The following is a 12009-nucleotide window of genomic DNA, read 5'->3' as shown; positions in this document are numbered from 1 at the left end:
CCTACCCGGTACTAAAACTGGCAGAAAGTGTGCCTACCGTCATCGCCCAGCCATCGACCAATACGAACACCACCAACTTAAATGGCAGTGACACAATCAGTGGCGACAGCATCATCATACCCATGGCCATCAAGACACTTGCTACCACTAAGTCGATGATCAAAAAAGGAATAAACAACATAAAACCAATTTGAAATGCGGTTTTCAGCTCACTGATGACAAATGCAGGCAGCACAATCGCAAACGAGATCTCTTCCACATCAGAGTCAACAGGCTCATTGGCGATGCGCAGCATTTGCTCCAGTGAGTTGCGCTGGGTCTGCGCCAACATAAAGTGACGAACCGGTTTTTCGGCGGTTGAGAACGCTTGCATCAGAGTGATTTCACCCTGGTCGTAGGGCAAAAACGCATTCTCATACACATCGCTCCAGACTGGACGCATGATGAGAATACTCAAACACAGGGCAATGCCGATCAGTACTCGGTTGGGCGGGCTTTGCTGCAGACCGAGAGCTTGGCGTAGGATCGCCAACACAACGATAATGCGCGTGAAGCTGGTGGCCATCAGCAAGAAGGCAGGCAAAAAGCTCAGCGCGGTCATCAGCAGCAAAATTTGCAGCTTAACGCTGTACTCTTGCTCCGATTGACCGTCGTTGACGGTCAAGAAAGTCAGCCCATTCTCAGCCCAAGCTGTCTGGCTACTAAGTAACAGCAGCATGCTTATGACAAAAAGTGAGGCGACAGTGCGCCATCTTGATGCCGTCATTGTTTGAGTGCTTAAACTCAACATGCTCGATTACTTGCCCATAGAGGTGAGTGCAGATTCCACCACGTCGATAAGGCGCAGGCCGTACTTATCATTCACCACGACAACTTCTGCGTGTCCCATTAGTGAGCCGTTCACTTTCACATCCAGCGGTTCACCGTTGAGTTTATCTAACTCAATAATGCTGCCTTCTCCCGCTGTCATCAGATCGCCAAGAGCAACCTCTTTGCTAGCGACTTCTAGCGTCACGGTAACAGGAATGTGTTTGAAAAAATCCAGATTGCGTGTCGCGGTGTTCGGCGCGGCAGCAACCGGCGTATCGGTATCGAAATCTTCCAGTTCAAAATCATCGAACTGCAAATCGTTGCTATCGAAAGCCGTCTGATCTAGCGATTCGCTCATCGGTGGGTTTCCTTATCTTCATTTAAAATCAGTACCAGTTGGCCGTCTTGCTCGGCGACACGACCTGTAAACAGCGTTTGTTTGCCGATGTTAACTGGGGCGTGGTTAAGTAATTCGATAGGTAGAATGTCGTCTGGTTTGAGATCGAGCACCTCCGTCAGAGGCATGACATTCTTACTAAGCTGCACATTCAATTTGACTGGCGTGGTGTGCAGTGCCTGACAAAATTCGCTGGCAAGCTCTGGGTTGGCAGTAAGTTCAAGCTCGCTGACCAAGGTCTGAATCAGATCGCTATCCAACACCATGGTTAGGGGCGCCTGCTTATCTTGCAACTGAATAGTGAGGGTGGCGACAATGCCAATTCCTGTCAGGGCTTCGAGCTCTTGTGTTTGCCAGGTGTCATTTGGGGCAATCCAGCTTGCGACATGTTTGCTGATGCGTTGCAGTAAACGAACATCGCTGTTGGTAAGCTCCGCTTGACTGCGCTCGATGCCTGCGCCGTAGAATTCATCAGAGAGTCTCATGAGCATCATAGGATCAACGGAGACATACAGCGCGCCTTGAGTGGCGTGCTTTTGCGCTGCGCAGTTGCGGTTATCAAGTAGATTTGCACCTAGTGAACGGAGCTGAATGTCAGTCAGTTCGACATGAATGCTAGGCGTTTTTAACCAAGCTTGAAGTTCGTTAGTTAAATATTGCTGTGAGCTATTAATAATCGACTCAAGCTTATTTTTGACGATATGAATAGGTTTGCCTAATAATTCTACATTCAGTATCTGAACAGAATCTGGTTCGGTTACAATTTGTTTATCCATATTCATCTTAAATCTCTTGACTGACTTACCTGTTGTAAATGACACGCTAACCAGCGTTAACATTGTCATTTTTCGTCAGTCTACTCTGGTTTTTTTAGTTATTTTTAGCCCTTGAATGTAAATATGTGAACTTGGTTCATATGTTTGTTATCACTTAATGAACCATCTTTAAATATAAAATAAATGCAGGTAGTTTACGCCAATAATAATTACATCTAGGCGTTAAATTAGCCAGATAAATAGCTTTTACACCGTATGGGCTATCAGTGTCAGAATGAATGATTTACCTAAATTTATGTTTTATAGGTGTTTGGGTGGTGGTTTTCAAGCTGCGTAACTTATATGACACTAGGTTTGTATATGTCAGTAACATGAACATTATATGGATGGCAATATGAATTCTCGGGCAGGGAAAAATAGGGTTTCTTTATTATCGGCCAGTTTTTCTTGGTCAGGGGATTGTAAAATACAGTTTCAATCTAAAGTTGTTGATAAATTGTTTACGCTGCTTGTTTTTAGCAGCTTTGTTTTTGGTGCTAACCTCTCATTTGGTGCTGACGTTAATATGCCTATGGATTTGGTTAATTGGCAGGCTAAAGAAGGTGAGTTTGAGTGTCGCCTTGAACATCAACTGCCAAATAATATGGGGAAGTTTTACTTCCACGCGGAACCAAATAATCCGCTTTCCGCTGTTCTTTATTTGCCTAATAAACCTATTCAACAAGCCCAGTTATTTCAGCTGACAGCGCCTTGGCAAACTCCGGCACAGCACAGCATGGTCGACAGAGCGGCAAAAACCACTAAGGGTTATGCGATCTTCGATGTCGGCATTGAGCCACTGCTCGGTGCCATGAGCAAAGGTGCTTGGGTTCGAGTGAGCGCTATGTCGGATGCTCATGCACACAGCGACGCTTACGTATTGCCATCGACCCGTATTGAGTCTGCGTTTATTCGTTTTAACGCCTGCCGTATTGCGCTCCCTGAAATGAGCTATCAACAAGCGCGCGATGTGGTGCTGAACTTTGAATTTGGCCAGCGTGTGGTATCGAGCGAACAGCGTCGTACTTTGGAATCGCTAGTGAGCTATCTCAATGCAGATCATAGCGTGTCTAAAGTGCTGGTCGATGGGCATACCGACAATGTAGGCAGTACCACGAGTAATTTACAGATGTCACGCGTGCGAGCCGATGATGTGGCCAGTACCTTGATGGAGCTTGGCGCACCGAAGTCGCTTATTGAAGTCCGTGCCCATGGCGCTCGTTATCCAGTGAGCACCAACGATACCGAATTTGGCCAAGCGAAAAACCGTCGTGTCACCGTGCGCGTAGTCAGACATGATTCTTCACAATCAGCGTCTTCAATGGATCAGAAGACAGAGGTGCAATAAATGCCAACTCAGCTAATGCATAAGGATATTCTCTTCGTTGAGCCTTGCGACATCAATGCCGCGCCGATAATCGACTTGCTGACAGAGCAGGGCTTTAGCGTGACGCATGTGAAAACAGGGCGTGCGGCACTGCTTCAAGATAAAGCCACCATCAGTTTAATCAGCTCGGCGCTGCCGGACATGAGTGTTCGTGAATGGATCGCTTGTCACCAACGTAAATCCAATCCGGGTGTGGCGATTGCCATTGTTGAGCAAGACCAAGGGATCTTGGCGGCGGAAGCAATGAAAGCAGGTGCGACGGATTACCTATTGCGACCATTTGAAGGCGCGCAGCTACTCAGCCTTATTCAGCGCGTGGAAGCGCTGGAAAAACCGATGGCAAACATCGTGGCGGAATCATGGCGTAGTAAACAAGTATTGCAACTGGCGCATCGTGCCGCTTGCACCAGCGCTAGCGTATTGATTACGGGTGAATCGGGTACCGGTAAAGAAGTATTGGCTCGCTATGTTCACGATCAATCCCCACGCAGCAATCAGCCTTTTGTAGCCGTGAACTGTGCAGCAATCCCAGAGTCGATGCTAGAAGCGGTGCTGTTTGGTCACGTTAAAGGTGCCTTTACCGGCGCGACTGGCTCTCAGTCGGGTAAGTTTGAAGAGGCTAATGGCGGCACCATTTTGCTTGATGAAATTGGTGAGATGTCACCAGCAGTACAAGCTAAGCTACTGCGTGTGCTTCAAGAGCGCGAGGTTGAGCGTGTTGGCAGCCATAAAGCGATCGCTTTGGATATTCGTGTGATTGCCGCGACCAACAAAGACTTGCGTGAGGAAGTGCGTAAAGGTCAGTTCCGAGAAGATCTCTATTACCGTCTAGATGTGCTGCCACTGCACTGGCCACCACTGCGCGATCGCAAAGAAGACATTTTGCCGATCAGCCAATTCTTCATCAACAAATACAAAGAGCACAGCAATTGCCATTTATCGGCGGATGCCGAGCAAGCGCTGTGTCACTACCACTGGCCGGGTAATATCCGCGAGCTTGAAAACGTCATTCAGCGCGCCTTAGTCATGCGTCACGGCGACTACATTACTGCGCACGATTTGATGCTACCAGTCGAACTGCCAACGGCGAGCGCAGCTATCCATCAAGGGATGGGCAAACAAGGTATGGGGCATGTGGAAGTGAAAAAGCAGGCCGAGTTCCAGTTTATTCTCGAAAAGTTGCGCCAATTTGGCGGTAACCGCACGAAAACGGCGGATGCGCTTGGGGTAACTACACGTGCACTGCGCTACAAGCTAGCCGCGATGCGCGAGCAAGGAATTGATTTACAGTCAGCCATCGGCTCGGCTGCATAAAGGAGAAATTAGATGGCGATGCAACCTATCAATAATGCCGTATCCGCAGAGCAGTTGATGCTGACCAAGATGCAAGCGATGCAGCAGCAAGTTCAACCGGACTTTATGGTGACCAACAATCCGATGGACACTCAAAAGGTCAATCAACCGTTGGCGTTTTCTGGGGCGATGAAGAATGTCCTCGATATGGTCAATGAGCACCAATCGCTGGCATCGAAGAAAATGACGGCGGTGGAAACCGGTCAAAGCGATGACTTAGTGGGCGCGATGATTGCTAGTCAAAAAGCCAGCTTGTCTTTCTCAGCATTGATGCAGGTTCGCAACAAGGTCGTGGCATCATTTGAAGATGTCATGAAGATGCCGGTGTAACCTATGTCTGAATTAGCACCTCAAACGGCGACCATGCCGGGCTCTATTGATGTCGCGCCTAAGTCGGCATCCAAAACAGATGATGTTCAAGCCAGACTGAAAAAGCTATGGTCGAGCTCGCAGCGCAACCTTGTATTGTCTGCTGTGTTGGCGGCGATTGTAGCGGCGATCATTGTGGTCGCGCTATGGAGTTCATCACAAAGCTATCGTCCGCTGTATAGCCAGCAAGAGCGTTTTGACATTGGCGAAATTGTCTCGGTGTTGGAGTCGGAAGGCATCGCTTATCGTCTTCAAGAGCAAAATGGCCAAGTGCTTGTTGCTGAGGGGCAAGTGGCGAAGATTCGCATGCTACTGGCCGCAAAAGGCGTTAAGGCTCAGTTGCCAACCGGCCTGGATTCTCTCAAAGAAGACAGTTCACTGGGTACCAGCCAATTTATGGAAAACGCGCGCTATCGTCATGGCTTGGAAGGGGAGTTGGTTCGCACCATTATTTCTCTTAATGCCATTTCCAATGCTCGTGTGCATTTAGCCATTCCAAGACAAACCCTGTTTGTGCGCCAACAAGGTGAAGATCCTTCGGCGTCGGTGATGATTGAGCTAAAACCGGGTGAAGATCTCAAGCCGGATCAAGTGGAAGCGATCATCAACTTGGTGGTGGGCAGTGTCACCGGTATGAAGTCTGAATCGGTATCGGTTATCGACCAATACGGCCGTTTGCTCAGTGCCGATGTTGCTTCGGCGGCAACCGGCAAGGTGAATGCGAAATATCTGGAGTATCAAAAGAACGTTGAGAAGCAGATCATCCAGCGCGCCGCAGACATGCTTACGCCGATTGTTGGGCCAAGTAACTTTCGTGTTCAAGTCGCGGCGGATATGGATTTCAGCCAAGTTGAAGAGACTCAAGAAATTCTCGACTCCAACCCGGTGGTACGTAACGAGCACAGCATCCAGAACAACACCGTCGATAAGATTGCTCTCGGTATCCCTGGCTCTTTGAGTAACCAACCGCCAGTCACGGGTGAGGTGCCAACCAACGACAGTCAAAATACCAATGCACGTAGTGAGCTGAATCGTCAATATGCGGTCGGTAGCAGCGTTCGTCGCACTCAGTACCAGCAAGGTCAAATCGATAAGTTAAGTGTTTCTGTTCTACTTAACGAGACCGCGGCGCCAAACGGCACGGCGTGGACACCGGCTGAGCGTGCACAAATCTCTACCATGATCACCGATGCGGTGGGCATCTCTACCGAGCGTGGCGATAGTTTGAGTTTGATGAGCTTTAACTTCACGCCAATCGAGATTGAAGCGCCGCCAGCGATGCCTTGGTGGCAAGACCCTACGGTTCAGCAGCCGCTGCGTTACGTGATTGGCGGCATGCTTGGCATGGCAATGATTTTCTTTGTGCTGCGTCCACTGATCATGCATTTAACAGGTGCGGACAAGCGTGGCCATGAACTGGAATTTGCTGAGCCTCAAGAAGAAGAGTACCAAGAAAATATTCAAACTCGCGAAGAGCGTGAGCGCGAAGAACGTCTCAACCGCAAGCTAACGGAGCGCGGAATTGAGTCGACATCGTCCGGACTGGATGCGAGCAGCGATATGTTGCCACCGCCGGGATCACCGCTTGAACTGCAATTGAAACATCTACAACTTATCGCGACCGAAGAGCCGGAGCGCGTGGCCGAAGTCCTTAAACAATGGGTAAACGTCAATGAAAACAGCACAGTCAACGCCAGCAACGCTTAGTCACGTCGAACGGACGGCATTGGTGCTGCTCGGCATGGGAGAAGATGCCGCCGCACAGGTATTGCGTCACTTCTCTCGTGATGAAACTCAGCGCGTCACTAAAGCCATGGCAAAGCTCAGTGGCATCAAGAGTGACAGTGCGAAAAATGTTATTCAGCACTTCTTTGACGACTTTAGGCAACACAGTGGCATTCGCGGCGCATCAAAAGAGTATCTGTCGAATACGCTGCGCAAAGCTCTGGGTAACGATTTGGCTAAAGGCCTTCTGAATAACCTATACGGCGATGAAATTCGCAACAACATGCAGAGACTGCAATGGGTTGAAGCTGAAGTACTGGCGCGCTTTGTTGCCAGCGAACACCCACAAATGCAGGCGATTTTCTTAGCTTACTTGCCACCAGAAACCTCATCGCAAGTACTGAACCATTTGCCATCGGACTACCATGATGAGCTGCTGTATCGCATTGCCACACTGCAAGATATTGACCACCAAGTGGTGGGCGATCTGAATGAGCTGATTGAGCGCTGCATCGAGCAAGTCTCGGTGAGTCAAAGTGCGCCGATGTCTGGCGTGAAGCAGGTGGCCGATATCATCAACCGCTTCTCTGGCGACCGCGCTATGTTGATGGAAATGCTCAAGCTCCATGATGAGAAGGTAGTGAGCGAAATTGAAGAGAACATGTTCGACTTTATGGTACTTGGCAGGCAGCGTGAAGACACCATGGATGCCTTGGTACAACAGGTGCCTGTTGAGCTTTGGTCTGTCGCACTGAAAGGCGCGGAAATTACCTTGCAGCAAGCGATCAAAGCCTCGATGCCGCAGCGTATGGTCAAAGCACTAGAAGATGACATGCAACTACGCGGTGCAGTGCCACTGAGTACGGTGGAGCGTGCCCGCAATGAGATCATGCAAATCATCAAAGAGATGTCGGAAGCTGGTGAGATTGAACTCACTCTGTATCAAGAGCAGACGGTGGAGTAATCATGACGCGCAGCAAAGTATTCACATTGCCAGCAACAGGCTATCGTCAGCACCGCTTTCCGCCTGTTGCCCAGCCTTCTGCTAGTGAAGAACTGGCGGCGGATCTCAGCTGGGATGACGCACCGACGCAAATGGATATTCAGCAGCGTCTGGAAGAGGGCTTTCAACAAGGCCTTGAACGTGGTCATCGCGAAGGGTTTAACCAAGGCGTTGAACAAGGTAAGCAGCAAGGGATAATCGAAGGCCAGAAAGAAGGTTTTCAGCAAGGCTTTGTCTCCGGTGAGCAAGCCGGCAAGCAGACCTACTTGGACGCCGTAAAACCGGTGAACGATATTTATGTGGCGCTCTCGCGCTGGCAGGAAGAGAAAGAACAGCAGCAACGGCATGTGATTTGTGAGTTGGTGCAAAAGGTTGCCCAGCAAGTCATCCGTGCTGAACTGACGCTAATGCCGCAGCAAATCCTTGCCCTAGTCGATGAAACGCTGGAAGCCATGCCGGGTAAGTCAGAAAAGGTCACCGTGTTCCTAAACCCTCAAGACCTAGAGCGCATAACAGATATCAACCCAGAACTTGCCGCAGGTTGGAAGCTGGTGGCGAAAGCTGAGCTGCCGGTCGGTGGTTGTCATCTGGTCACCGATGAGGCAGAAGCGGATGCTAGCTGTGACTCTCGCTTAGAGACGTGCATGGATGCGGTAAAAGAGCATCTACTGGATGAAGTGATTGCCAATGACGCTGAGGAACGCGATGTCTAACGTCTCGCCGCTTCTTAACGACCGCTTACACGATGCGATTGCTTCGTTGAGCACCATTCCCGTTGCGCGAGTGACGGGGCGCTTGGTAAAGGTGAATGGCCTGATGTTACAAGCGGTCGGCTGTCGATTTAAGCTTGAGCAGCGCTGCTTGGTAGAAACCGACGAAGGCGACATGATTGAAGCTCAGGTAGTGGGTTTTGACCATAATATTGCTTATCTCATGCCTGTGCGCAGATTGGGTGGGCTGTTTGCTGGTGCCAAAGTGGTGCCGCTTGATGGCGATAGCTCTGTCAATCTGGGCAATCACTGGTTAGGCCGAGTAGTAAATGGGTTGGGGGAAGCGCTTGATGATGGCGTGAAACTCAAAGGCGGCGAGCGAGTATCGTTGGAGCCGAATCCCATCAACCCACTGAAAAGACGTCCGGTCGACACGCCGCTCGATGTCGGCGTGCGCGCCATTAATGGTTTGCTAACCGTGGGTAAAGGTCAGCGCATTGGTTTAATGGCGGGCAGTGGCGTCGGTAAAAGTGTTTTGATGGGGATGATCACCCAAAACACCGAAGCGGACGTGATTGTGGTTGGACTCATTGGTGAACGTGGCCGTGAGGTGCGTGAATTTATTGAGCGCAACCTTACCGAAGAGATGCGCCGCAAAGCAATCATCATTGCCGCTCCAGCTGATGAATCACCGCTTATGAGACTGCGAGCGACCCAGCTTTGTCATCGCGTGGCGGAGTATTTTCGCGATAAAGGCAACGACGTATTGCTGTTGATGGATTCACTCACCCGCTATGCCATGGCACAGCGTGAAATCGCGCTAGCACTGGGCGAGCCGCCAGCTTCGCGAGGGTATCCACCGTCGGTATTCAGTGTCTTGCCGCAACTGTTGGAGCGTGCCGGTAACAGTGAGCACCCTGATGGCAGTTTAACCGCTATCTATACCGTGCTGGCAGAGGGTGACGACCAGCAAGATCCTGTGGTCGATTCGGCGCGAGCTATCCTTGATGGCCATGTGGTGCTTTCTCGTCAGCTCGCGGAGCAAGGTCATTATCCGGCGATTGATATCAATGCCTCGATCAGCCGCTGTATGTCGGGTTGCACTCCGCAGGCGCATTCCACCATTGCGAATCAATTCAGGCAGCTTTATTCGAGCTATCTGCAGGTCAAAGAACTGCTACCACTTGGCGGCTATCAACCAGGACAAGATCCAGAACTAGATCGCGCGGTGGCGATGCATCCTCAGCTCAAAGGTTATCTACTGCAAGATGCCAACGAAGCAGTGAATCTTACCAGTAGTTTGACTGAGCTCGCGACGCTGTTTCAGGCTCAACCGAGTGCTTGATTGGAATCACTCGTTAAGGAATAACAACGTAGGCTAAGGAAGGGAAGAGTGGAAAGTAAGATTCGCGCCGTCGGTAAGATGACCCAAGTAGAAGAGCTAAGACGCGATCAAATTGGCGCTCAGCTAGAGTCGATGCGTCATCAAAGTGAGCACCTAAGCCAGCAGCTCGCGGCACTTTCCGAGCTCAAAGCACGCAACTTCCAAGGGGCGACCAAAACCTGCAGTGTGGGTCTGATGAACCTCAATCTAGCCGACCAGATGCTACAAAAAATGCTGCTTCATCATCAGCAAGAGCAGGCGGTGATGGAGGCTCAGTGTCAGTCGGTTCAAAAACAGCTTCAGCAAAAAGCGGCGCGAGTACAGGGCTTGGAGCAGGTACTTGAGCGCTGGAACAAAAAACAGAATTACGAAAAAGCGAAGCGTGAGCAAAAGCTTATCGAAGACATTATCAACGCCCGTTTCAAGCGTCGCGACCTGTAAATATCTGGACATTTATCCAGTATAAATTACCATTAGCGTACGAGTTTCGGCTGATGGCAAGCAAAGCATGCAATGGATCATTGATAATCAAACCCTCCTACTTTCAATCACTTCACTAGGCTCAGTGGTCGGTTTTTCCACTGCCGCCGTACTGCATTTTAAATCTCGTCAGTTACAAGCTTTGGCTGAGCACAAGGCTGAGTTAGAAGCTTCAGCATTAGAGCAGCAGAACGAGCGTCTGAAAACCGAATTACAAGAAGCAAAACAAGAGCTTGATGAGCTTGATGATGAGCGAGATAAGTCGGCGTTTGAACTCAAGCAAGCCCATGGCAAGGTCATGGCAGCGATGGAGAAGCTGCGTTATTTCGATGCCGTGAAGCAAGAGCGTCAGCAATACGCCAGTGAGCTGGAGCAAGTGAAGCAGCAGCGCGCCCAATCGGAAGCCCAACTTCGTGAGCAGCTTGCTACCTATCAGCAACAGCAGCGCTCTGACAGTGAGAAATTAGAGTTGTTGCAGCAATCAGAACTGCGTTTAAAGGAACAGTTTGAACGCCTCGCCAATCAGGTATTTGAAGCTAAAACGGCCAAAGTAGACGTGCAAAACCGTCAGAGCTTGGAAGGCATTTTAACCCCTCTCAAAGAGCAGCTTGAGGGCTTTAAGAAACAGGTCAATGACAGCTTTAGTCAAGAAGCCAAAGAGCGCCACACTTTAGTGCATGAACTGAAGAACTTGCAGCACCTGAATGACCAGATGACCAAAGAAGCGATGAATTTGACTCAGGCACTGAAAGGGGACAACAAACAACAAGGTAACTGGGGTGAGGTCGTGCTTGCTCGCGTACTTGCGGAATCGGGATTGCGTGAAGGCCATGAGTATCAAACCCAAGTGAGTCTACAAAATGAGGCTGGCAAGCGTTACCAGCCTGATGTGATTGTTCACTTACCTCAAGAAAAGCAGGTGGTGATTGATTCAAAAATGGTGCTGGTGGCCTATGAACGCTATTTCAACGCAGAAACCGATGCTGAGCGCGAACGTGCACTAAGTGACCACTTACTGGCACTGCGTAATCACATCCGTGGCTTGTCTCAAAAAGATTACCATCAGCTCAAAGGCATTCGATCGCTGGATTACGTACTGATGTTTATCCCGGTCGAACCTGCGTTCCAGGTCGCGATTCAGGCCGATCCCAACTTGGTGAAAGAGGCGATGGAGAGCAACATCATCCTTGTCAGCCCGACCACCTTGTTGGTGGCGCTGCGCACCATTGATAATTTATGGCGCAACGACCGACAGAATCAAAACGCTCAAGTCATTGCCGACAAGGCCAGTAAGCTTTACGACAAGCTAAGATTGTTTGTTGACGACATGGAAGGGCTTGGCGGTGCGCTTGATAAAGCCAACCAAAGCTACCAAGGTGCGATGAACAAGTTAGCCACGGGACGCGGCAATGCGATTCGTCAGGCAGAAAGCTTTAAACAACTTGGTGTTGAGGTAAAGCGCTCGATTTCTCCTTCGCTCACAGAAATCGCACAAAATGATGCACTGGTGGAAAGACAACCAGACATGGATAAAGTAAACTGACCGCTTGCGGCGACAGAGACGTAACGCTGCCCA

At 49.9% G+C, this 12009-nt stretch carries 12 protein-coding genes; 9 read left to right on the top strand and 3 right to left on the bottom strand.

Features of this window, described 5'->3' with window-relative positions; genetic code table 11:
• Position 1: 1 nt before the first annotated feature.
• The 3 genes from fliP to ACJB0T_RS15860 all read right to left on the bottom strand — a co-directional run bounded on the left by fliP (position 2) and on the right by ACJB0T_RS15860 (position 1983).
• Entirely contained in the window at positions 2–718 is a 717-nt protein-coding gene (fliP, locus tag ACJB0T_RS15870; protein ID WP_479294711.1) for a flagellar type III secretion system pore protein FliP, read from the bottom strand.
• 78 nt (positions 719–796) lie between these two features.
• Positions 797–1168, bottom strand: coding sequence for a flagellar motor switch protein FliN (gene fliN / locus ACJB0T_RS15865; protein ID WP_479294704.1), 372 nt, complete (start codon positions 1166–1168; stop codon positions 797–799).
• The gene (locus ACJB0T_RS15860; protein ID WP_479294705.1) at positions 1165–1983 is read right to left on the bottom strand and encodes a FliM/FliN family flagellar motor switch protein; all 819 of its coding nucleotides are present in this window, start codon (positions 1981–1983) and stop codon (positions 1165–1167) included. Before ACJB0T_RS15860 ends, fliN begins: the two co-directional genes overlap by 4 nt.
• 394 nt (positions 1984–2377) lie before the next feature.
• Here ACJB0T_RS15860 and ACJB0T_RS15855 point away from each other — a divergent pair, with 394 nt between their 5' ends.
• The 9 genes from ACJB0T_RS15855 (at position 2378) to rmuC (ending at position 11976) form a co-directional block, all read left to right on the top strand.
• The gene (locus ACJB0T_RS15855; protein ID WP_479294706.1) at positions 2378–3370 is read left to right on the top strand and encodes a MotY family protein; all 993 of its coding nucleotides are present in this window, start codon (positions 2378–2380) and stop codon (positions 3368–3370) included.
• A gap of 15 nt (positions 3371–3385) precedes the next feature.
• Complete coding sequence (locus tag ACJB0T_RS15850; RefSeq protein ID WP_112480151.1) at positions 3386–4723, top strand: sigma-54 dependent transcriptional regulator; 1338 nt, start codon at positions 3386–3388, stop codon at positions 4721–4723.
• A 12-nt stretch (positions 4724–4735) separates the two neighbouring features.
• Positions 4736–5092 (top strand): flagellar hook-basal body complex protein FliE, encoded by a 357-nt coding sequence (gene fliE / locus ACJB0T_RS15845; protein ID WP_042502074.1) that lies wholly within the window; start codon positions 4736–4738, stop codon positions 5090–5092.
• A 3-nt stretch (positions 5093–5095) separates the two neighbouring features.
• A complete protein-coding gene (fliF, locus tag ACJB0T_RS15840) occupies positions 5096–6838 on the top strand; it encodes a flagellar basal-body MS-ring/collar protein FliF (protein WP_112461402.1) in 1743 nt (580 codons plus the stop codon).
• Complete coding sequence (locus tag ACJB0T_RS15835; RefSeq protein ID WP_112461401.1) at positions 6804–7820, top strand: flagellar motor switch protein FliG; 1017 nt, start codon at positions 6804–6806, stop codon at positions 7818–7820. Before fliF ends, ACJB0T_RS15835 begins: the two co-directional genes overlap by 35 nt.
• Before the next feature lie 2 nt (positions 7821–7822).
• Positions 7823–8572: a flagellar assembly protein FliH gene (gene fliH / locus ACJB0T_RS15830; RefSeq protein WP_479294612.1), complete on the top strand. Its 750-nt coding sequence runs from the start codon at positions 7823–7825 to the stop codon at positions 8570–8572.
• Complete coding sequence (gene fliI, locus ACJB0T_RS15825; protein ID WP_479294614.1) at positions 8565–9914, top strand: flagellar protein export ATPase FliI; 1350 nt, start codon at positions 8565–8567, stop codon at positions 9912–9914. The genes fliH and fliI overlap by 8 nt, the downstream gene beginning before the upstream one ends.
• A 48-nt stretch (positions 9915–9962) precedes the next feature.
• A complete protein-coding gene (fliJ, locus tag ACJB0T_RS15820; RefSeq protein WP_042502082.1) occupies positions 9963–10394 on the top strand; it encodes a flagellar export protein FliJ in 432 nt (143 codons plus the stop codon).
• Positions 10395–10461: 67 nt separating this feature from the next.
• Positions 10462–11976 (top strand): DNA recombination protein RmuC, encoded by a 1515-nt coding sequence (gene rmuC / locus ACJB0T_RS15815; RefSeq protein WP_479294616.1) that lies wholly within the window; start codon positions 10462–10464, stop codon positions 11974–11976.
• The last annotated feature ends 33 nt before the right edge of the window (positions 11977–12009 follow it).

This window comes from Vibrio sp. CB1-5 (assembly GCF_059412285.1).
Note: the sequence above shows the minus strand (reverse complement) of the source record. Positions and strands in the feature narration are given on the sequence as shown.